Source organism: Collinsella sp. AF19-1LB (assembly GCF_003459655.1).
In the GTDB taxonomy this organism is placed as follows: domain Bacteria; phylum Actinomycetota; class Coriobacteriia; order Coriobacteriales; family Coriobacteriaceae; genus Collinsella.
Window position 1 is genome coordinate 37,609 of record NZ_QRWO01000017.1, and the last position, 20,000, is coordinate 57,608.

Sequence of the window (20,000 nt, forward strand, 5' to 3'; positions counted from 1 at the left end):
AAGCCCTTTCCCCTCGAGAGGAGGAGCCGCCGAAATGGTGGCTCCTCTTTTTTGCTTCACTGCGTAGCTGCACGTCTACCGAGCTATCTTGTTACACGACTACGGAACTACAGAACTATTCGGCTACACCGCTGCCAAATGATTACATTCGAAGAGACTCCCTCATATCAGATGATTACTTTTCTTATTCTTCTTATTCTTTTCCTCATTCATCTGGACAATCGTTTGGCAAGCTCGTCTATGCGTCTATGCGTCTACAGAGCTACCGAGCTACATAACTACACGCCTACTGAACTGCGTGTTCACACGCAGACTGTTGGCAAGAAAAGAGCGCCCCGGAAGGCGCTCTTTGAATTCAGCTTGAGTTCCGTTGAGATGCCTAATGCTCATCGACCGCCGCGATACGCCTGCCAATCCATCTCATGACGGGAACCGCCATGGAATTGCCGATGGCCTTGTAGCGCGGCCCATCGGGACATTCCTCGGCGGGCTTGCCCTTCCATCCGATAAGCGTATGCCCATCGGGGAAACCCTGGAGGCGTTCGCACTCGAGCGGGGTGAGACGACGCACGAGCATGGGATTAGCCCCAACATACTCATCAGCGACCTCCGAGGCAACCATCGCGCCATCGCCACCGCATTTGAGAGTCGGGCAGACATTGCGGCAGATAGCCGTATGCGCATTGAGGTCGCCCATGGCGATAGGGTCGCTCCCGCTGCCGGATGCGACCATGTGCGGATGGTTCGCAAGCAGCGTGAAGGCGGGGTCGCCGTCCGCACCGATTCCAAGACCCGTTCCGCGCCCGAGCTTCTTGTCACGGGTTGCGACTTGCTCATTGATGGGATAGGTGCCGCCCGTGCATACGAAAGTGGTCTGCTTCATGCCGGGTCTGGCGGCAAGCGCCCCGCTGAGGGTTCCGTCGCCGACGATGCGCACCTCGTTGCGCACGTTCTGCGCAAATCCGAATGGCGGCAGGGAGCTGTTTTCGCGAGCCCAGACGGCGGGACCGGATGAGGTATCGAGGGTCGGGAAGACATCGGACATGCCGACCCCCAAGCCGTTGCTGCTCGAGTGGGCGGTCTCGCAGACATATGTCTGAATATTCGTGCCGTCCACCACAACGGGGGCATCGTCCTTGCCCATATGCGCGGTAAGGCATCCCGTGATTTCATCGCTGATATGGCAGTGTGCCTGCGTGCCCGTCATGCAGACAATGTTTTGGCCCCTATCAGCGCACGGTGACGAATCGCCTCGGGCCGTAAGGCATCCTGCGACCTCCGTGCCGTACTGTGACATCGCCATATAATGTTGACCGGTGCCACCCAGAGGCAAGACTGCCGGTGCGTGCCAATCAGCCGTGAGCGTGTTCGCCTGTTCCTCCGCATAGCCTATTGTGTTGGCGCGGGGCGCAGCGCTGTACTTGAAGCCTGCGCACGCAGCGCTGCGTCCAGCTCGGCGGGCAAGCTCCTTCCTCTTTTCACGGCTCGATTGAGGATTCCCTGACAGGCAGTCGGGCTCAAAGAGAACCTCTGCGGGGGATTCGGCTCCAAGATGTCCGACAAGAAACAGACGGCGGCGTCGCTGGGCCACTCCGAAGAATTGCGCGTCCAGAACTCGCCATGCGAGACTATACCCGAGTTCATCCATTTCCCTGAGCAGCTGTCCGAAAGCCCCCCCATCTTCGCTCGTGAGCGCTCCTGGGACGTTTTCCCATAGAAACCAGCGAGGACGAAGTTCCTGTACGCATCGAATGTACTCGAACATAAGGCCGGACGCGCCTTTGAGGCCTTCGCGCTTACCCGCCACCGAGAACGATTGACACGGGGATCCGCCAACAACAAGGTCGATAGCTCCATCGATTTCTTCCTTCCAGTCGATTTTTGTGATGTCTCCCAGATTGGGAATGTCTGGCCATCTCTCGGCCAGCACGGCGCACGGGAACGGCTCGATTTCCGAGAATGCCACCGGCTCCCAGCCTAGCGGCTCCCAGGCGAGCGTCGCCGCCTCGACGCCGGAAAAGATGCTTACATAGCGAAAGCCCAAGGGGTCCTCCTGACCGCGAACCTACAACGGTTCCCAGTCTCCGGCACCCCGAAAAAACCGAAGGAGTCTTGCCGCTGCGGCAATCTCCCAGCTAGATAGCCGTCTACCGACCCATATCAAAGTGAGGTTTTCGCCCTATGCGGCTACATACCTACCGAGCTACACAACTACATACCTACCGAGCTACACAAATAAATAGAAAGCCCGCAGCTCGATATCTACTTCGTCCGATAAAGTAGATCTTGACTTATATGTACCGAATATGTATCATGTCAGTATGATTAAGAATGGATACATAGAATTCGAGTGGGACGAGCGCAAAGCCGCCGTCAACGTGAAGAAGCACGGAGTGAGCTTCGAATCGGCGGCCGATGCGTTCTCGGACCCATACGCCCGCGTTGTGCCAGATGCCAGGCATTCAGACTACGAGGAGAGGTTCTTCCTGATAGGGATGGACTTGGAATCGCGGGTGCTGACGGTCTGCCACTGCGAGAGACACGGCGGCTCGACCATCAGGATAATCTCGGCGAGAAAATCGACGAGGACAGAGGAACGGCAGTATTGGAGGTATCGAAATGAATGGTAAGGACGAGATTATGGAGATGCCTGCTGAGGTCGACTTCTCCGAGAGCGTTCCGAATCCCTACATTGGCAAGGTCCGCCGCCGCGTCACCATGAATATCGACGGCGAGAACATCGACTACTTCAAGGCGGAAGCCGCCCGTACGGGCGTGCCGTACCAGGTCATTATCAACATGTTTCTCACCGAGTGTCGCGAACAGGGAAAGCATCTTGCATTCTCCTAGCGTACTGGTTAGTGAGTGGTGCGAGGTGAGAAAGTAATGGTCTTAAGGGTCGTGCTGCAAGCGCGGCCCTTTTTCATGTCATTCTTCGGTGCCCGTTGCTATCGCAGATCCGCTCAGACCACGGATCCAACTGCACCATACGCCTATCGAATTACGCAACTACCGAGCTACATGACTACAAAGCTACACAGCTACGCCGTCCCACATAAAGCTCCTAACTAAGCTCTTAGCAAAACAAGCGGGACGTCCCAACAGACGTCCCGAGAGCAAGGCGGCTTGTTATTATTCTTCTCCTTATTATCGATGCCTCAACTCACCCAGCTTTCACCGACCGCTATGTTACCGAGCTACGTACCTACAGAACTACATAGCTACATAGCTACACAGCCACATGCCCACCGAGCTACTCGCCCACACGCATAGCTACCTACTCTTCCCAGCAGCAGGGGAGGGCGGCGCACCCTTGAACTGTTCGCGCTGCCGATTGAGCTTATTGAGCTCCTTGGCAAGTGCGGTCTTGTCTTCAGCAAGCTCATCGATGCTCATGCCCTCATTCGGACTCAACCCCAAGACCTCATCCATGATGGACGGGTATGCCTTCTTCAGTTCGTCCGCGTTTCCAAAACTGCGGATAATGAAGCCGAGGTTCGTCCGGCTCTGTTCGAGCAAACCCCGATCGACGTATAGCAGGGTATCGTAGCGTTTAGCCGAGGCATCTTTGCTGAGCATGGCCGTAATCGGCAACCTTTGACCGCATGACTTCTCGTCAACCTCGGCGGGCTTCAGGAGCTGCAAACTGCTCGGCACAAAGCAGGACGAACTGTGGTATTGGGCATCCACCTTCAGGCAGCCTATGGCAAACTGCGCCGTATCGCCCGATACCCATATATCCGCATTGACTTTTGTCGATAGGGGATTGACCTCGCTGACGTGGGTGGCCGTGCTGATAAACGCGTTCATCATGCGAGCGGCCGTGATTTTGGACGGAAAGTATTGCGAAAGCGAGCTTCCCAGATCGTGGGGCGTCAACGTACCCGCAAGTGCCTTCTTATAGAGCACCCACGGCTTGACATTACATCGGTTGATATCGATCCCGACGAGGTGGTTAAAGCGCTTCTTGGAAAACGACACCTCGAGCATACGGGCATCGTCTCCCGAACCGTAGCAGATAAGGAAGTCCTTGCCGCACAGGTTGCGGTCATATCCCCGTGCGAGATTGATAACCCGCCGGACATCCCTCTTGTTCGCTTTCATGGTGGCCTCCTTGTCTTTTCGACAAGGATGGCCCGGTGAATTGGAACCCCATCTTTCATGCCGCAGCGGCATCCGTCGCCTATGCAGAATCGCCCATGATCCACATTGGCAATATTCGTGTAGTATTTCCTGGATTTAGACCGAAACGGCAAAAAAGAAGGAGGGCGCGAAGCCCCTCCTTCTGGACAGCCTGTATCCCGGTTCCCTGCCTGCCAGTTCACTCTCTCCGAAGATATCGGAGCGCTTGGGGTCGTGCCCCTATTCATGGGAAATTCTATCGCGGCCATGCCCGCTAGATACGTCACGCACACCGTATCGAACGTCAGGTTTACCAGCCGGGGCTGAACCCTCTTACGAGAGCGAGAATATTATAGCATCCACAAACCCGAAATACCTTGACGCATTTGAGAACTACCAAGATATGAGCCTATATCGCCATATACCCACCGAGCTACATAATCATCCAACTGCATAGCTACCTACCTACACAGCTACATAGCTATTTGATTACGTGCGAACTTATGCACCTCACTTTGTTGTCCATGCACTCGGAGTGATAACACCTAGTGCATCTGAATTGAAATAATCGCGTGATGCGCTGGAAGGGATATTTCAATTCGAGCAGTCGAGTGTAAGGGAACCGCAGCGGCAATTCATCTACGGTGGCCCGGTTGCTTTCCCTGCGCTACAATAGAACATGCGTTCGCTAGCCATTTGAAGGGAGTATCATCGTGGGGGAGAGCGAGAAATCCATCCGCTTGGTCACCGCCTTGGTCGAATGCCGCCCAGACGGCGAATATGCTCCCTGGGGGATCAAATGGTATGACGGCAAGATTTACCCATTTAACCGCATCGAGTCCTACAGCCCCCGCTCGTGGGCGCTCGGTCCGAAACATCAATCTGAGTCTTGGCGCGTGGTGATGGGGGACGGCACCTGTCGAGACATCTGCCATTACAAAGATAGCTGGTATGTTGTCCACGACCCCGACAACGACACCCCCGCGGCAAGCGCCCCGCAGGGACCCTGCAAGTAGCCCGCTACTGCACTACCCATCCTCACGGCTACCGAACTACACAGTTACACGCCTACATAGCTACCTAACTACAAACCTACCGAGCGTCTAGCCTACACACCCAAGCAAAACGGCAGGTGAGCCACGCAAAGGCTCCCTGCCGAGCCAAGCGCCTTGTTATTATTCAAGATTGCTTTCCGGCAGCGGGAAATAGCTTCAGCCATCCCATAACATCGCCCCCGCCCGTACCGCCGAGCGGACCGCGCCCCGCAATACCTCCCATAAACCAGAATGATCGCTATCCTTGGTCGTAAGGGAGACAGAAGGGGAGAGCATGGCCAAGGGAAACCACAGCTTCACTGAACAGGAGATCCGTAAGCGCTTCGGCGCCATCATCGGCCATACCGTGGCCGAGGTCGATACCGCCGGCGTTCTCACCGCATCGGCGGCATCCCGCAACAAGGGACGCATCGGTGCAGTCATCGAGCAGTCGGTGCTTGGCTATCCTGCAGACTCCGATCGCCGTCCCGATATCGTCATCGACGGGCAACCATGGGAGGTAAAAGCCACGGGTCTAAAAGAGGGCGCCCGTGGCGGCTGGTGCGCGAAGGAACCCATGTCCATCACCGCCGTGGCGCCTGAGGGCATCGTAACGGAGAGCTTCTCTACCTCCGCCTTCTGGCACAAGGCCGAGCGCCTGCTCGTCGTCTACTACCTCTACGTTCGTCCCGGCAGGGGAGTGAAAGTCGAGTACGCGGGCTTCGAGTTCAAGGGCTACGACCTCCACACGTGGCGCGAGGTAGACCGATGCCGCCTGGAGGCGGACTGGACGACCGTGCGAGAGTTCGTCCGCACCGCCCTCAAGGGCGATGTCGATACCGAGATGCCGAACCTCTCTACGCTCATCAACCCCCAGCTGCTCTACCTCGACACCTCGCCGAAGTGGCCAAACAGGCCGAGGTTCCGCCTGAAGGCATCCCTCGTCACCCAGATGGCACGTGAGCGCCTAGATGACGGCCTGCACATGATTCCCGACCAAGGCGGCCTGTCCTCGATGAGTGAACTCAAGGCGCACCTGCACGGTATCTCCGATGCCTGCGCCGGTCAGACGCTGGAAGAACTCGCCGCACCGTTCAACCTGCCGATTAAGACGAAATCTGGCCGCGAAAACAAGTCCCTCGCCGAGCAGGTAGTAGTCAGGCTCTTCACAGGTCATGCTGGCAAGATCTCGCAGGTCCCGCTTTTCGCCAAGGCCGGAATCGTCTTCAAGACGATGACGCTGACACCCACAGGCGGCAGGACTGAGGATATGAAACTGACCCCCTCAATCGACTTCGATGAGCTGTGCGACCCATCGGTGGAGTTTGAGGATTCCTCGTTCGCGGTTCCCTTCATCGACTCCACCATGGTCGTGGCCGTTCTCGAGGAACGATACCGCAACTGTCCGCTGCATCAGTGCCGTTTCATTGGATTCAACACCCTTTGGCTCGGGACATACCTCGATGCCGCCAGGGCGCTCTGGGACGGCATGCGCGGCCTCATATTCCGCGATGGTCTAGTAGATGCGCCCGTCCTGAAAAAGGACGGTACGCCGCGCGTGACGCCCAAGACGGGGATACCCATGACGGCGCCCAACTGGCCGAAGAGCCGCGACGGCGTCCTGTTCGTCCGAGGAACCGGCACCGACGCGAACGATAAGCCCCTGACGGTTAACAGAGTTCACATGTACCGCCAGAACGTCTGGATTAAAGGAAAGGAGTTGGCCGAGCAATTCGGTCGCGAGCCTTCTATCTAACTTTTCAGCTTCCCCACCCATCTTTCCAGCTTTCCACCCAACTTTCCAGCTTTCCAGCTCAAGTGTTAAGTTAAGTGGAAAGTTGGAAAGTTAAGGCAACCCGCCAGCCGACGCAAATTTCACTTCCGATCTTTACCTTGTCCGCGAGATCGATTATCATCAATCACGCAAGAATGGACACAGCAGCGATTGGAGAAACGTGTCTGAGATCAAGATTGCCGAGCTCTTCGCGGGCGTCGGCGGGTTCCGTCTGGGCCTAGAAGGCTACGCGGACCCGTACCATCCCGGGTTCTACATGAAGCCCGCCGGTCCCTTTACCACCATCTGGGCGAATCAGTGGGAGCCACCTGGAACCGAGTCCCGCCAGTTCGCCGCCCGCTGCTACGCCGAGCGCTTTGGCGAGGGCTCCGTGGTGAACGAGGACATCAACAGAGTTTTGGAGAAGGCCGAGGCGGGGGAGACCAAGATTCCCGACGTCGATATGGTCGTCGGCGGCTTTCCGTGCCAGGACTACTCCGTGGCTCGTCCCCTCAACCAAGCCCACGGCATCGAGGGCAAGAAGGGCGTCCTGTGGTGGGACATCTACCACTTCCTCGAGATGAAGAAGCCCCGCTTCGGCCTATTCGAGAACGTCGACCGCCTGCTCAAGTCCCCCGCATCCCAGCGCGGGCGCGACTTCGCCATCATCCTGAGCTGCCTCGCCGACCTCGGCTACACGGTCGAGTGGCGCGTGGTCAACTCCGCCGAGTACGGCTTCCCGCAGCGCCGAAAGCGCGTCTACATCTTCTGCGAGAAGGATGCCGTCGATACCGACATGGCCGGTCGCATGCAATGCGGCGTCATGGCCAAAGCGTTCCCCGCCGTCTACCCCGACGAGATGGCCGAACTCGATGTCCTGCCCGACCCCTACGAGAACTCGACACGCTTCGGCGTCGGCCAGAAGGTCTCGCAGTTCAAGAACGCCGGCGTGATGCAGGGATGCCATGTCCTCACCTGCGACTTCGCCGAGGACTACCGCGGCGAGCGCCGCGTGCTGGGTGACGTGCTGGTGGACGAATCGGACGTACCCGAGCAGTTCTACATCGCCGAGGAGAAGCTGCCCGACTGGCGCTATCTCAAGGGAGCCAAGCGCGAGGAGCGCACCAACAAGAAGACGGGCTTCACCTACACCTACTCCGAGGGTGCCATGAGCTTCCCCGATTCCACCGAGAAGCCGAGCCGCACGATCCTCACCGGCGAGGGCGGCACCGGCGCGAGCCGCTTCAAGCACGTCATAGAGTGCTCCGACGGCCGCTTCCGCCGCCTGGTGCCGGACGAGCTCGACCAGCTACAGGGGTTCCCCAAGGGCTGGACCGACACCGGCATGACCGACGGCCACCGCGCCTTCTGCATGGGCAACGCCCTCGTTACGGGCATCCCGCACCGCATCGGCAAGGCCATGGTCGAGGTCTACGGCCTATAGATACCAAAAGGGGAGGGCTTGGACCCTCCCTTTTACTTTCCGCATACGGGGCAGTTGCCGCTGCCCGCCTTCCTCCGATAAATGATCGCCTGCCACTCATGGCCCTCGTGACATCGCCACCAGACCCTTTTGGATGAACCCGCAACGACATCGGTGGGTTCCAGTTCCCCATTGCGCTCGTGATTCCATTCCGCCGCGATTTGGGGATGCGTGGTCGCCAAGTCGTTGATGCCCGTCACCGCCACCCTATTCGTACAGCATGGACACGAACAGGACCGCAACACGGTAGCCGGAAAGGCATCCCATTCATAGCCGCACCTGCGGCAACGGACGGTCAGCCTCGTGTTGGCTCCCGCATACCTGCCTGTGATTTCGATATCAGGGCAGCAGGCCGCCGCCCGCTCGGCAAATGCCTCATGCGTCAACATCCTCGATTTCCCCGATGACTTGCCCGCAGCTGCCCGGCCGCATTTGGGGCATCGCGCGTTCCGGCGCAGCATCGAGTCGGGGTTGCCGTCCCATACGTTGCCGCACACAAGGCAGCGACATGGGAGGGGAGTACCGATACCGGCGTATTCGCCGACAACCTCGAACTCGCTGGCGGCGTAGTGCGAGTTGCGGTCGCGCAGCCGCCCGAGGAACTCACCTTGGCTTATTTTTCCCATCTTTCTCTCCCCGAGATCTAGACGACCAGATGCGACAGCGATAGACTTTTACCGAACGGAACTTCCAAGGAAGAGGTTAAGCCAAATGGAGCAGAACGAGAAGACCGACCAATCCGCAATTGTCATCTGGGTCACCGCCCTCGAAGGCGCGTCCTTCGAGACCTATCGCAAAGACCCGAGCGTCGGTGCCGAGATTCGCCTTCCGCTGGCACCCGCACAGCTCGCTGACGAACTCGCACGCGAGGCGGAACGCGAAGGGGTCGAACCGAAATCCCTGCGCCTCTGCGGATGGAAATACCTCGGTCGCTTTGCGCCTTTCGAGTGGCTCCCACTCAATGAAATCGGTACCGCCGAGGACGCGAACCTGCTCGCGGCGGCGATCATGAGCGACCCCGACATCGATTGCGATGTTCTCTTCCAGTACTGCGACCTCCGCGAGATCTTCGAGCCACTCGGATACATCAACGTTGCTCTCCAGTACGATGCCCTACCGTATCGCAAGTGGTCGAACCCGCTTAATCTCAAGGAGATTGGGATGGACGACCTCAGCCTGCACGAGAAGTGCGCCCTGCAGCTCGGCTGGGAACTTGCGGGAAAGGATGATTCGCGGGACCGTGCCGACATGTCCGTTGATGAACTCATCGATTTCGGCGAGAATGAAGCCGAGAACCGTGATTTGGTTGTCTGGCTCCACGGCTACATGGATCCCTACGAGGGCGAGATCGATACTGCGAGGTATTCCAAAGAGCACATCATCGAGACTTGCGAGAGACTCAGGTGCGTCATCGATTTATCTCGCCTACCCGAGCCGGAGGAATGTTTGGACGATATGGCGCGGGCGGCTGAGTCGGCGCTCGAAGAAAACAAGGAAAATAACCTTGAGGGTGAACATGAGGAGGAAATCCCGTTCTAAATAACTTTCGATGAAGCGGGTCCCGGCGGGGGTCCGCTTTATTTTGGGGCCGGCGGGTGGGGAGGACAGACCGTCTCTCTAAACGTCTCTCCAAGGTTAGAGAGACGATGGTAAGGCTTCGGGGGTTACTCGGTCGAGGACAAGAATAATGACAAGTTGATTGGCTCTGTTAGACCAAGATTTCAAAAGTTCTCTTCATCCTTCTTCTTTTTCTTATTTTTGTTTTCCCTATTCTTCTCATTCTCCCTGATAGATCGCCTCGGAAACTACGGATTCACCCAGCAATTACAGCAGGATAAAGTCCACCGAAGCTCGAACTTCCCCTTGCAATGTACCCCCTTTGGGGGTATACTTATTAGCAACAACACGCGGGTCTGACCCGCAAACCGAACTAGGGGAGAATAATGGCTGAAATCAATCAAACCGCCGACGAGAAGATGTACACCGTCAGCAGTCGCGAGACAATCTACGAGGGTAACGGCAAGGACACCGACGTGAATCCACTTTGTGACTCTGACACCTGGTACGAGGGCGCTGGGCGTGTCGAGGCGCTGCGTACCGTCCGCGAGTATGCCGCGGACGTGCGCGACACGGGCAAGGTCGAGGTCTGCGAGCGGGGCATCGTTCGCAACGTCTTTGAGGTCTGTGAGACCTTGCTTGATGAGGATGGGGATGTTATCGGCGAGGACACCATCGAGATTGTGGACCCGCTCGACCGCATGCCCGAGCTACGCGAGTTCGCTGACAAGGCCGACCATTGCAATTGCCAGCTCCCGAGCTACATCACCGGCGAGTGCAAGTGGGTCGATGATGTCGAATTCGACGGCAAATGCTACCGGCTCTACCGCTTCGAGCATTCCGCGTGGGGCGATTTCAGCGCGTACACCGACAACGGCTCCAACCTCTGGCTCCCCGCAGCCTTCTTCGATTACGGCATAAAGACCGCCGATGGGCTCAAGGAGGTACTCGAAGCCGGACGCAGCGAGTGGTGGCAGGACTGGCAGAGTGACGACGAGTTCGACCAGATTATCTACAAGCTCTTCGCCGCCGAGTGCTAACGCTCAGCTAGAACATTTTGCAACGGGCGCGACCGCAAAAAACGGACCGCGCCCGACACTGAGAAAGGACTAGCCCATGGCAAAACGTTATCCGCTTTCCCGCGCATCGAAGGAATACGACCGCCTGACCGGTCTCTACCCCCATCTGCCCAAACTGGTCGCCCCGTATCCCCAGATGAACTCAGGCGATAGGAACTGTCTAGAGATGGCACTCGATATGCTCGACGCATGCTCCGCAAGGACAGGGATGCCGATTGACCTGACCGACACGGCATCGACCGTTGACGGTCGATGGGTCATGTCCGATGACCTCCCATGGATTGCGAGGTGGCACGCATGCAGGCAGGTCTACAAGATTGACCGCACAGTGTCCGACACGCTGGTCGAGCAGGAACTAGACGGAGACCTGCCGGTAGAGCTGCTTCATCGCATGCCGTATCCGATTATCTATGTCGATGCACATGTGCCGGTGAGCTGCCAGACCACCAAGCGCTGGGCAGATGGCTTTTTCGCCTACTTGGACCGCGACCTCATGGGAGAACTCGGCATGACGTTCGTCTACCTCATGGACGATGGAGCGCGGTCGCGCATGTCCTTGGTAATCGAGGACGGTGCTACGCTCGAGACGTGCCTGGCGCACATCGCCGACATCGACGATGTGCTCGACGAGCTGACGGGAGGGGCGATGTCCAGAAACAGACTCTCCGACCCCGAGGAGCTGGCATGCCTGCGCTATTGCGCCACGGCCTCGCTCAACCTTCTACTTTTCGTACTTTCTGCCGAGAACGGCGCGGAGATTGTCTACACGCCGCCGAAAACCCCAAGGGGGCAGAAAGCCGGCAGGCGCACGAACACCGAGACCGTCCGTATGCTCGGAGCCAAGATTGGCAGCGCCATCGGCGCGGCACGCCGAGTCAGATACACTCCGCATCAGAGGACAGGAGAGCGCACCGTGGCGCCTCACGTTCGCCGAGCCCATTGGCAGAGCTTCTGGACTGGAAAGCGCAAGGGCCGCAAGGACGGCAAGTTTGGTGACGAGCTGGTGGTCAAGTGGATTCCGCCAATTCCCGTCAACCAGGGCGCGGGGGAGGTTACCGAGACCGTCCATCTGAACTCGACCGAGGCAGGCGAATAGGATGGCGAGGGGAAAAGCCGATTTCAGGGCCCGCCGCGAAATGCTGGGACTCACCCAGCAGGACGTGGCGGATGCCCTCAACGCCAACGTGAAAACAATCAAGAACTGGGAGAACCCTCGCCAGACGAGATACCGCATCTCCGATGCCGCATGGGAATACCTCGACCGTGCCGCCGATATCCAGGCTCAGCAGGTGGCATACGCCCGCTCCGTAATCGAGAAGCACGCCGAGGTATTTGCCGAAAGCCCGATTGTTGTGCCGATAACCTACTTTAGGGATCAAGCCGCCTATGACGAGTGCGGGCGGGACGCAGGCCCCTACGGTCAGGCAAATGCAACCTCCCGCGCCATCGCCCGCGAGCTGGAGCGCATGGGCGTCCAAGTCGAGTTCCGCTATGCCGACAGTGCAGACGCATCGCCCGATTCCGACAGCTGATTCCAAACTGAAAACGGAGGGGTTTCCCTGCCATTCGGCAGCGCTGCCCCTCCGCTAGATACCTGCCCGCGGCAGTGCCGCCGCCGGCGCCCTCATCAAATCACTGTGGCCTCGGCAGGGATGGCTCCCAGCACCGCCGCGTACTCGGTGGGGTAGAGCCGGCTGATTGTCTTCACGTCGCGGATGACGATATTGCGGTCGTCCGGCTCAGTGATGCCGTACCCGAACGCCTGGAGCGTCTCGACGGCCTCCTGGATGCGCTGTTGGAACATGGGACCCGGATCGACCCGAAGCCCGAGGTAGCCGCGCCAAAGGCATGGCGAGACGCGCAGCATGTTATGGATTTTGGAGATCGGCTCGATGTCGGCGTAGACGTTGAGCGTCACCATGGCGTCCTTGTGCCCTAGGATTGATTGGAGCGCCTTGATATCGCCGCCCTGGCGGATCCACTGCGTTGCGAACGTATGGCGAAGGCCATGGAACGTAATCAGCTCGTCGTTGGTGCCCATGAGTCCGTTGGTCTCCGAGAACGTCTTGAACGCGCGGCGCACGTAGCTGGTCGTCGCGAAGGACGCGCCCGGCTCAGACAGGATATAGCAGTCCCCGATTTCGGTCGAGCCCGCCAGACCGCGCGAGCGCAGCTTATCGAGGTCTATGCCGTGAATCTCCTTCAAGAAGGGGAGAAGACCCACCGGGTCGATGGGGATGGCCCTGCAATCATGGGTCTTGGTGTCCTTGATGAACGAGCCCATCCCCTTCGCATACGCCACCGAGTGCCTGACCGAGATCAGCCCCGCCTCGAAATCCACGTCGCACCACCGAAGCCCGCAGACCTCGCCGATGCGCATGCCGGTGTGCAGGGCGAGCACGACCGCCCGCTTGAAGCGCGAGTCGGGCATCATGGAGCAGATGGAGTTGAGTTTCGGCACGAGGTCCGACCTGAGCGCGTTGCGCGGCCGTCCGATGATGCGCGGGGCCAAGGCACCGTCGAACGGGTTCTTGCCAATGGTGTCGTTGCTTCTCTTGACAAGCACCGTATAGAGGCGCTTTCCCAATTTAAACGCCTTGTTGAGCGTATCGGGGGCGCAACCGAGCGCGATCCTCCGCGCAGACCATGCGTTGATGTCGTCGGTCGTGACCTCGTTCACGGGAATCGCCCCCAGCTCGTCGCGCTCGATGTGCAGGGCGCTGAAATGGTAGTCATCGCGCGTGGTCGGGGTGATTCGGTTCATCTGCAGGCAGAAGTCGATGAATTTCTCGAGCGCGACCCCCAAGGGGAGAAGCGCGTACTCGTCCGCCTCGAGCTGCGCCTGCCGCTCCTCGGCTGCGACCCTCAAGCCCTCGGCCTCGGCGAGCTCCGCCGCGATCTCGTCCCTGAACTCCGCCAAGGCATCCAGAGCGGCCTTCTTGCCGCGGGTGCTATCGCTGAGGCATGCGATGCCCGTGTTCCTCGTCCTCTGCGTGCGTCCCCCCGTCTCCTCGTCGATGAGGCTAACGACGGCCTGCCACCTCCCCTTGTTCTTCCTGACCGACCCGCTTCCACATATGCGTAAAGTCTTATTGCTCTCTTTTTCGCTACCCATTTTGCTCCCAAAACACTTCGTGATTCCAGATAGGAATATCTACCTGCGGAAACTCAAAAGTCGGTGATTCCGGAGCCTCCGGAGTCACCAGAGAATCACCGACTGCGCTATGAGTTTGTAAGTCGAATTATAACGAGATGTAGAAACCTGTGTTTACCTGCGATAATTTACATATGCGGAAACAGCTTACATGCGCTATTTGCGCGTGCTATAATAAAAAAACCACAGGTAGAGCCGAAAATAGGGGTCTGGGGGTCAAGGGGTCGCTGGTTCGAATCCAGTCGTCCCGACCAGAAGTTTGCAGGTCAGGCACTTAGTGCCTGACCTTTTTTGTTTTAAGCAATTGCTTAATTTTCAGTAAGCAACAGGGTGCCAAAAATCTACCTACGCGATAATCGCCTTTTGCGGCTACTTGCGCGTTTTGCACGCGCTTGAGCCGATTTATTAACGCGATATGAATCTACATACGCGTAGCTGGTATACAGCCGAGTACGGGCTGTATTTATCGCGGCGATTTACACAGATATAGCGACTGTAACGGACAAGCGTGTCGCTGTATTTATTCCAGTAGTTCACTTGACCGGTGGACAAGTGAGCGGTTGCAACGAAACGGCAAGCGGGATGGGCCCTATACGAGGGCGCCGCAGAGGTAATAGAGGTGAAGTGCGGCAGGCGCTCTGAGAGGCGCAGTACGACCCCTTTTTCCTCGAACCGACTACCTTTGTACCATGAACCTCAAATTGTTCAAGTAATCGCCAAAAGAAAGGCCCGCGCAGGATTGCACGGGCCTTTCACTAGACAAACTAGAAGACAAGCTAGAAGACAGGTTAAAAACACCAGGCGAGGCATATGCAATACGAGTACGTCGCGCCGTAGTCGTTATAGTTACCGTTGCTATAGATACAGCGGAAGTACGCGGAGCCGCTCGGATCCACGGAGCGCGTCCAGTGATAAAAGCTCGACGACACCCCTGAATGGTTCGAGTACGTCACGCCCTTGGATTTGTAGTACTCGTACTGGGTACCGTCGGTCTGGCGGTCTCCGTAGATCTCGGTCATCGAGAGCAGGAAGACTTTATCGGTCGTGGCCGATGGGGCGCTGGCACTGCCACCACCCTTGTTATCGGTCATCTTCGTGACGGCCTTCGCCTTGGACTGGAGTTCGATCGGTAGGAGCGACCAGAGGTCACCGGAATTGAGGCGGCCGCGGATCTCCGATTTCTCCCAGCCGCCGGCATTGGTGCTCGTGGCGTTCATTCGCTGCTCGTCCATGGCAGTGTTGGTTACCTCGAACGTGAGCCCAGCCTTACCGGAGCCGTCCCCGAGGTCATCGTGGTTGATACCGATGATGCGATACTCGAGCGTCTTGCCGTTCGTCAACTTCATCGAGAACTTCGTCCCCGCGTCCATCGCGGCCTTCGCCTTTGCGTACGCCGGCGACGCCTCGCCCTTGGCGGCGATGTCCTCGGCCACGGCCTCCTGCTCGTCGAGCGTCCAGTCCTTCGCGTCCTTGGCGACAGCCGCCTGGACGGTCGCGGAATCGGCTCCCGCAGAGCCGCCGCCGGTTGCGCCGCCCTCGACCCCGCCGGTCGTCCCATTGCTCACCGTGTTGCCGACCAGGTTGAACTGGTTGCGGATGGCCCCCGCCACGCCGGGTCCCGCGAACACGATCACCAGGCCGATGATGGCGATGATCAGGACGTACTCGATGATAGATTGGCCTTGGAGGCGGGTTCTCCTAGGAGATACCCCCCCCCGAAGGTTAATTGCCGCTGCATGCATTTGCGGCTCCCTTCGCTCAGGGTTTGTAGATACATCGCCGAGCGTAGGGCTATTTCAGATTTCTGCATCGGTCTTGCCGCAGCGGCAAACGTAATTAACTAAACGCCTTCGCGGCGCAATCAACCGCTCACTCAATCGAATTTGTTGCTCAACAAATTCGCAGGTGAGGACAGTAGAATTGGTGTTATCGGAAGTGACGGATGACCGCCGGTGTCGAAGCTGGCGGCCGAGAAGAAAGGACCGAAAATGAGAACTATGGAGCTGATAATCTTCTTCCTGCCTCTCCTGGCGATCGCCGCCAACATCTGCGGCGTGGCGGAGCTCGTTAAGATTGCCAGGGCCAAGGGGCATTACACCAATGACGCGGGAATCCTCTGGTTCATCGGCCTTTTCGGCACGGCGCTCATGGTCGGCCTGATCGTCTGCGCACTGCCAGACCGAGCTGCGCCGGCGCCCAGCGCAAAAACGGATGAAGACGCCCTGCCCGAGGTGTAGACATGTCAAAGTACAAGATCGTCTACCGCGACGCCAACCCCTCCTGGCAGGAACTCTGCCCCGTCAGGGTACTGGCCGTCCAGGTCTCCAGGGACACCGAGACGGGAGCTTGCTTCCTCCAGACAAAGATCGTCAACGTATCGACGAAACCCATCAGCCGCATAGAGTTCACGGTCGGGCTCGAGGGCGAGGGAGGGGAGACGGAGAACGTCGACTTCTCGCTCCTAGATGCCGACCTGCCCGCCGGCGAGGTGCTCAGGCCCAAGGCGGTGAGAATCAAGCTGTCTGTTATCACCGGCTCGCGTGCCGTTGTGACCCGAGCGGACTGCGAGACGTCCTTCGACGACCCGGTCGACATCGATAACCCCGCGCCACTCGCGCTCAACGGAATCGAGGAGTCGGAACGCGATGTCCTGCTCTCCGAGATGGGCGCCGATGCCTGCAAATGCTCGGGTGTCCATTCCGAGCACGAGGGATGGTGGCAGTGCGGCTGCGGGGCGGTGAACCTCAAGCGCGGAACCTGCTGGAACTGCGGCGCCGTGCGCGAGAAACTGGCGGATCTGGAAGATGCCGCGTTCCTGGATGAATCCAGAAGGGACAGGGTCTACAAGACGAGCGTCGCGATACTCGAGAAGGGCAACAGGAAGGAAGCTGAGGCCGCAAAGGAAAGCCTCGAGAGGCTGGCCGAGCAGGGATACGGGGACTCGGGCGAGAAGGCAAGAGAGGCCGGCGCGAAGATTGCGAACCTCTCCAAAAGGAGGAAGAAAATAGCCGTCGCGGCTGTCGCGGGCATCGTCCTGCTTGCCGTCATGGTCGCCATCTCGCCCCTGCCGTCCATGCTCGAAGCAAGGGCGGACATGAAGGCGGAGCAGGAGAAAATCGAAAGCGTCGCGATTGAGCAGACCGTCGAACTGGGAACATATTCGGGCGAGCTCTCGGCTTATACAGGAAAGGATATCGAGGGCCAACCGATTGAATGGATAGTCCTCCACAAGGAGGGCGACAGGGCTCTCCTCATGACCGAGCATTGCATCGATGAGATGGAATTCAACGAGAATGGAGACGTATGGGACTTCAAGTCAAGCTCGCTGTATAGGTATCTGAACGGACCCTTCATAGAATACGCCTTCAACGATGCCGAGCGCGGGATTTTAGCAGGCGACGTAACGATTCTAGACTCCTGGAGCGATTACCTTAGCGAGGATAATATGTACGCGACTCTAGCCGGCACGGACGTCCCCGAGGCATGGTGGGCTTCCGATATAGAGAAATGCGAAGACGATTCATATGGGGCCTACTACGCCGGTCAACCCTTGACTAGTTACATTGACGAAGAAGGTGGCATCTCCTGCGGCGACCTCGGCAGCACGCAGGATTCGACTCTCGGAGTTCGCCCAGCCATCTGGGTCAAATTGAATTAGCAATCGATTTTTCCATCGGTTAAATTGTGAAGGTGGCTTCCGAACCATCGGGAGCCACCTTTATGCGTTCACTTGAACTTGGCTATTGCCGTGCCTTGGGAAGGATTACGCCGGGGGCATTCTTGTTGGAGTTGCCATGCAGTGTATTCGGGCTGACGTTTCAGTCGGAACAATCCAGATGAAGACTCCGGCACTGCTCAAACATTCCCGTTTAGTCATATACGTCACTGAAATCGCACTTGGCACCGAGACCAGTTACGTCCACATCCGCGTCCGGAACGAATCGAAGCGGTATCCCGTTTCAAAACGAAGCCTCGGTCCATGAAGGAGACTTTCCCATATACATAGATTAAGATAATACCGTGTATGACGAATATGAACTTGAGCATATTCCGTCCGTATTCATACTGGATGATCAAGGAAACATCATCGGCTTATCCGAAGGAGAGGAAGAACCTCTTGCCTTATTAAAGAAATACGCCAAATACAACGGATATAAAGCGGAAGGAGGCGACATCAAGTAACTATCAAAGGCCAGATTAAGGAGCCAGCCATGAAGAAATGCCTGCCCTCCATCGTCTCAGCAGCTCTTTGCCTCTCCCTTGTCATGACACCATTTGTGCCCGTTGCGGCAGCCCATGCCGACGAGGGATCTCCCGCCGAGAGCAGCGAGATCTACGTCGGAGACAACTACGACGAAAAGTACGATATATCCCTTTTTTTGAGCGCGGGCGCTGCACGGATTCATATTCCAAGGCGTGGTGCGATTCTCACGGATCTGCAAATAACCGCACCGTCCCTCACAAGGTCACGCTGAACACGAAGGAGGAGGCTTGCCTGCGCGATCTCTAGCTTGCTGGCACCGCTGAAGTTATCGCCGGTCTCGTGACAACCGGTCCTAGCGGCGGCTTTTTTGCAACCGCAATGACATCGTACCGACTTTTCACTTGCATGTTCTGAAAGGAAGTTGCCATGTTGTCGCAAAATCAATCGAGATACTTGACCACAATCGGCTTTGCCCTGCTTGCATTACTCTTTGCTAGCGACCTCTTGCTGAAACCGCCCAAGGAACTCGTTTCGCTTGCCATAGCCTGCATTTCCGCCCTTTACTTTACGGCAACCCTATTCGTCGGACTAAAGGAGAGGAAAAAAGGCGCAGTCGTTGCATCTGCCGTAGGCGTGATCATAGCCATTGCCTCATTCTTTATCTGACACATTGGTGATCTAGGGGCGATATCGTAGGAATACGACCGGGAGAGCCGGGACCAGATTGCCCGGGTTGCCCGGTCGGCTCGCGCGACGGCGCGGCGGTTCCACAGAAAGCTCTCCGGACTTCACACCGTTTCTGATCGCATTGTAGACAGCCATCTCGTCTTCGCTGTCGGCGAGCACGCGGTGTGCGTCGTCGTTTTGGATGTCCAGTAAATCTCGAAGGTCCTCCATGCACCAGCGTCCGAGATTTGGCCATGCGCGTTGCGCGAGCTGATAAGTGTCGATTGCGATGTTGTAGTTAAAGTCCAGGCCAAAGCCGTCCCAGGCAGAACGGCTTTGTTTCCTTGATTATCAACTTTATCCGGACACTTCCCGCATTCATCCGTGCGTGTACGGATGAATGCGGGGCTCGATAGCCCGGCGGCCTGATCGGCAGGCCGCCGGGAACTCTCACTCCTCGATAAAAGCCGGCACCCGGTTAGTCCTGCGCATCTTGAAATCGCCAGTTTCGTGGGAGACGTAGAGAATGCCGTCCATCCCGTCTCGCGATGCATATGAAAGGTGAACAGAACCGCAATCCGCTCCATCATCGTCGAGAAGATCGAACGAATTCGGATCGCTCGTTGCGGCCAAACGACCACTCAGACAAGAGCCATCGCCATTACAGATTTGCCATTCCATGTCTTCGCCTGCAAGAATCGCCATAGACGGCCTGGTCGCGCCATCGTTGACATACATCCCGTCTATGCCAAAACCGTTCTCAGCGCCATCGATAAACGATTGCTCGGACCTATACCTCGCAAATGATGCACATAGAACCATTGCAAGACAAAGTACAGAGCCAACAATCGCTATCTTTGCATAGCTCTTGCCTATCATGTCATTCACCTCGCTCGTATGTATCGAGGTATTCCTGCTTGAGCGTCT

The 20,000-nt window shown here is 57.6% G+C and carries 20 protein-coding genes and 1 pseudogene; 14 read left to right on the forward strand and 7 right to left on the reverse strand.

What is annotated here, in order from left to right:
* Positions 1–379 precede the first annotated feature (379 nt).
* Both DWX39_RS11230 and DWX39_RS11350 read right to left on the reverse strand, forming a co-directional pair.
* The gene (locus tag DWX39_RS11230) at positions 380–1,207 is read right to left on the reverse strand and encodes a DNA cytosine methyltransferase (RefSeq protein ID WP_233512206.1); all 828 of its coding nucleotides are present in this window, start codon (positions 1,205–1,207) and stop codon (positions 380–382) included.
* 339 nt (positions 1,208–1,546) lie between these two features.
* A pseudogene (locus DWX39_RS11350) lies at positions 1,547–2,044 on the reverse strand (DNA cytosine methyltransferase); the annotation flags it as partial.
* A 277-nt stretch (positions 2,045–2,321) separates the two neighbouring features.
* Between DWX39_RS11350 and DWX39_RS06305 the strand changes: the two are divergent.
* Both DWX39_RS06305 and DWX39_RS06310 read left to right on the forward strand, forming a co-directional pair.
* Positions 2,322–2,630 carry a BrnT family toxin gene (locus DWX39_RS06305; RefSeq protein ID WP_117758891.1) on the forward strand — a complete coding sequence of 103 codons (309 nt, stop codon included), beginning with the start codon at positions 2,322–2,324 and terminating at the stop codon, positions 2,628–2,630.
* On the forward strand, positions 2,620–2,850 hold the full coding sequence (locus DWX39_RS06310; RefSeq protein ID WP_199411453.1) for a hypothetical protein: 231 nt from the start codon (positions 2,620–2,622) through the stop codon (positions 2,848–2,850). Before DWX39_RS06305 ends, DWX39_RS06310 begins: the two co-directional genes overlap by 11 nt.
* A 423-nt stretch (positions 2,851–3,273) precedes the next feature.
* On the opposite strand, the gene DWX39_RS06315 is transcribed toward DWX39_RS06310, so the two are convergent.
* Positions 3,274–4,104: a PBECR4 domain-containing protein gene (locus tag DWX39_RS06315; RefSeq protein WP_117758876.1), complete on the reverse strand. Its 831-nt coding sequence runs from the start codon at positions 4,102–4,104 to the stop codon at positions 3,274–3,276.
* 731 nt (positions 4,105–4,835) lie between these two features.
* Here DWX39_RS06315 and DWX39_RS06320 point away from each other — a divergent pair.
* The 3 genes from DWX39_RS06320 (at position 4,836) to dcm (ending at position 8,374) form a co-directional block, all read left to right on the forward strand.
* A complete protein-coding gene (locus DWX39_RS06320; protein WP_117758877.1) occupies positions 4,836–5,138 on the forward strand; it encodes a hypothetical protein in 303 nt (100 codons plus the stop codon).
* Between the two features lie 313 nt (positions 5,139–5,451).
* Positions 5,452–6,912, forward strand: a complete 1,461-nt coding sequence (locus tag DWX39_RS06325) for a MutH/Sau3AI family endonuclease (protein WP_117758878.1) — start codon at positions 5,452–5,454, stop codon at positions 6,910–6,912.
* A 199-nt stretch (positions 6,913–7,111) separates the two neighbouring features.
* A complete protein-coding gene (gene dcm, locus DWX39_RS06330; RefSeq protein ID WP_117758879.1) occupies positions 7,112–8,374 on the forward strand; it encodes a DNA (cytosine-5-)-methyltransferase in 1,263 nt (420 codons plus the stop codon).
* Between the two features lie 32 nt (positions 8,375–8,406).
* Here the strand turns inward: dcm and DWX39_RS11355 are convergent, their stop codons facing one another.
* On the reverse strand, positions 8,407–9,039 hold the full coding sequence (locus DWX39_RS11355) for a zinc-ribbon domain-containing protein (RefSeq protein WP_117758880.1): 633 nt from the start codon (positions 9,037–9,039) through the stop codon (positions 8,407–8,409).
* An 85-nt stretch (positions 9,040–9,124) separates the two neighbouring features.
* On the opposite strand from DWX39_RS11355, the gene DWX39_RS06340 reads away from it, so the two are divergent.
* The 4 genes from DWX39_RS06340 to DWX39_RS06355 all read left to right on the forward strand — a co-directional run bounded on the left by DWX39_RS06340 (position 9,125) and on the right by DWX39_RS06355 (position 12,581).
* Positions 9,125–9,952, forward strand: coding sequence for a hypothetical protein (locus DWX39_RS06340; protein WP_117758881.1), 828 nt, complete (start codon positions 9,125–9,127; stop codon positions 9,950–9,952).
* A 404-nt stretch (positions 9,953–10,356) separates the two neighbouring features.
* On the forward strand, positions 10,357–11,010 hold the full coding sequence (locus DWX39_RS06345; RefSeq protein WP_117758882.1) for a hypothetical protein: 654 nt from the start codon (positions 10,357–10,359) through the stop codon (positions 11,008–11,010).
* Between the two features lie 76 nt (positions 11,011–11,086).
* Positions 11,087–12,145 carry a hypothetical protein gene (locus DWX39_RS06350; protein ID WP_117758883.1) on the forward strand — a complete coding sequence of 353 codons (1,059 nt, stop codon included), beginning with the start codon at positions 11,087–11,089 and terminating at the stop codon, positions 12,143–12,145.
* A gap of 1 nt (position 12,146) precedes the next feature.
* Complete coding sequence (locus tag DWX39_RS06355; protein ID WP_117758884.1) at positions 12,147–12,581, forward strand: DNA-binding transcriptional regulator; 435 nt, start codon at positions 12,147–12,149, stop codon at positions 12,579–12,581.
* A 95-nt stretch (positions 12,582–12,676) separates the two neighbouring features.
* Here DWX39_RS06355 and DWX39_RS06360 read toward each other — a convergent pair whose 3' ends face one another.
* Together DWX39_RS06360 and DWX39_RS06365 are read right to left on the reverse strand one after the other, a co-directional pair.
* Positions 12,677–14,164 carry a site-specific integrase gene (locus tag DWX39_RS06360; protein WP_117758885.1) on the reverse strand — a complete coding sequence of 496 codons (1,488 nt, stop codon included), beginning with the start codon at positions 14,162–14,164 and terminating at the stop codon, positions 12,677–12,679.
* Positions 14,165–14,991: 827 nt separating this feature from the next.
* Positions 14,992–15,945, reverse strand: coding sequence for a DUF6273 domain-containing protein (locus DWX39_RS06365; protein WP_117758886.1), 954 nt, complete (start codon positions 15,943–15,945; stop codon positions 14,992–14,994).
* A gap of 246 nt (positions 15,946–16,191) precedes the next feature.
* Here DWX39_RS06365 and DWX39_RS06370 point away from each other — a divergent pair, with 246 nt between their 5' ends.
* The 5 genes from DWX39_RS06370 to DWX39_RS06385 all read left to right on the forward strand — a co-directional run bounded on the left by DWX39_RS06370 (position 16,192) and on the right by DWX39_RS06385 (position 19,073).
* Positions 16,192–16,440 carry a hypothetical protein gene (locus DWX39_RS06370; protein WP_117716125.1) on the forward strand — a complete coding sequence of 83 codons (249 nt, stop codon included), beginning with the start codon at positions 16,192–16,194 and terminating at the stop codon, positions 16,438–16,440.
* A 2-nt stretch (positions 16,441–16,442) separates the two neighbouring features.
* Positions 16,443–17,861, forward strand: a complete 1,419-nt coding sequence (locus DWX39_RS06375; protein ID WP_117758887.1) for a hypothetical protein — start codon at positions 16,443–16,445, stop codon at positions 17,859–17,861.
* A gap of 362 nt (positions 17,862–18,223) precedes the next feature.
* Positions 18,224–18,385: a hypothetical protein gene (locus DWX39_RS11005; RefSeq protein ID WP_158561630.1), complete on the forward strand. Its 162-nt coding sequence runs from the start codon at positions 18,224–18,226 to the stop codon at positions 18,383–18,385.
* A gap of 29 nt (positions 18,386–18,414) precedes the next feature.
* Complete coding sequence (locus tag DWX39_RS06380) at positions 18,415–18,678, forward strand: hypothetical protein (RefSeq protein ID WP_117716127.1); 264 nt, start codon at positions 18,415–18,417, stop codon at positions 18,676–18,678.
* A 155-nt stretch (positions 18,679–18,833) separates the two neighbouring features.
* The gene (locus DWX39_RS06385) at positions 18,834–19,073 is read left to right on the forward strand and encodes a hypothetical protein (RefSeq protein WP_022093933.1); all 240 of its coding nucleotides are present in this window, start codon (positions 18,834–18,836) and stop codon (positions 19,071–19,073) included.
* Between the two features lie 450 nt (positions 19,074–19,523).
* On the opposite strand, the gene DWX39_RS06390 is transcribed toward DWX39_RS06385, so the two are convergent.
* Positions 19,524–20,000: hypothetical protein (locus DWX39_RS06390; RefSeq protein ID WP_233512207.1), on the reverse strand; the 477-nt coding region annotated here is incomplete at its 5' end.

What these genes read in the sequence shown, in the direction of transcription:
- DWX39_RS11230 (WP_233512206.1), bottom strand. Translation starts at nt 1,207, where the DNA reads ATGACGGGCACGCAGGCACACTGCCATATCAGCGATGAAATCACGGGA.
- DWX39_RS06305 (WP_117758891.1), top strand. Translation starts at nt 2,322, where the DNA reads ATGATTAAGAATGGATACATAGAATTCGAGTGGGACGAGCGCAAAGCC.
- DWX39_RS06310 (WP_199411453.1), top strand. Translation starts at nt 2,620, where the DNA reads ATGAATGGTAAGGACGAGATTATGGAGATGCCTGCTGAGGTCGACTTC.
- DWX39_RS06315 (WP_117758876.1), bottom strand. Translation starts at nt 4,104, where the DNA reads ATGAAAGCGAACAAGAGGGATGTCCGGCGGGTTATCAATCTCGCACGG.
- DWX39_RS06325 (WP_117758878.1), top strand. Translation starts at nt 5,452, where the DNA reads ATGGCCAAGGGAAACCACAGCTTCACTGAACAGGAGATCCGTAAGCGC.
- DWX39_RS11355 (WP_117758880.1), bottom strand. Translation starts at nt 9,039, where the DNA reads ATGGGAAAAATAAGCCAAGGTGAGTTCCTCGGGCGGCTGCGCGACCGC.
- DWX39_RS06340 (WP_117758881.1), top strand. Translation starts at nt 9,125, where the DNA reads ATGGAGCAGAACGAGAAGACCGACCAATCCGCAATTGTCATCTGGGTC.
- DWX39_RS06345 (WP_117758882.1), top strand. Translation starts at nt 10,357, where the DNA reads ATGGCTGAAATCAATCAAACCGCCGACGAGAAGATGTACACCGTCAGC.
- DWX39_RS06350 (WP_117758883.1), top strand. Translation starts at nt 11,087, where the DNA reads ATGGCAAAACGTTATCCGCTTTCCCGCGCATCGAAGGAATACGACCGC.
- DWX39_RS06355 (WP_117758884.1), top strand. Translation starts at nt 12,147, where the DNA reads ATGGCGAGGGGAAAAGCCGATTTCAGGGCCCGCCGCGAAATGCTGGGA.
- DWX39_RS06360 (WP_117758885.1), bottom strand. Translation starts at nt 14,164, where the DNA reads ATGGGTAGCGAAAAAGAGAGCAATAAGACTTTACGCATATGTGGAAGC.
- DWX39_RS06365 (WP_117758886.1), bottom strand. Translation starts at nt 15,945, where the DNA reads ATGCATGCAGCGGCAATTAACCTTCGGGGGGGGGTATCTCCTAGGAGA.
- DWX39_RS06370 (WP_117716125.1), top strand. Translation starts at nt 16,192, where the DNA reads ATGAGAACTATGGAGCTGATAATCTTCTTCCTGCCTCTCCTGGCGATC.
- DWX39_RS06375 (WP_117758887.1), top strand. Translation starts at nt 16,443, where the DNA reads ATGTCAAAGTACAAGATCGTCTACCGCGACGCCAACCCCTCCTGGCAG.
- DWX39_RS06380 (WP_117716127.1), top strand. Translation starts at nt 18,415, where the DNA reads ATGAAGAAATGCCTGCCCTCCATCGTCTCAGCAGCTCTTTGCCTCTCC.
- DWX39_RS06385 (WP_022093933.1), top strand. Translation starts at nt 18,834, where the DNA reads ATGTTGTCGCAAAATCAATCGAGATACTTGACCACAATCGGCTTTGCC.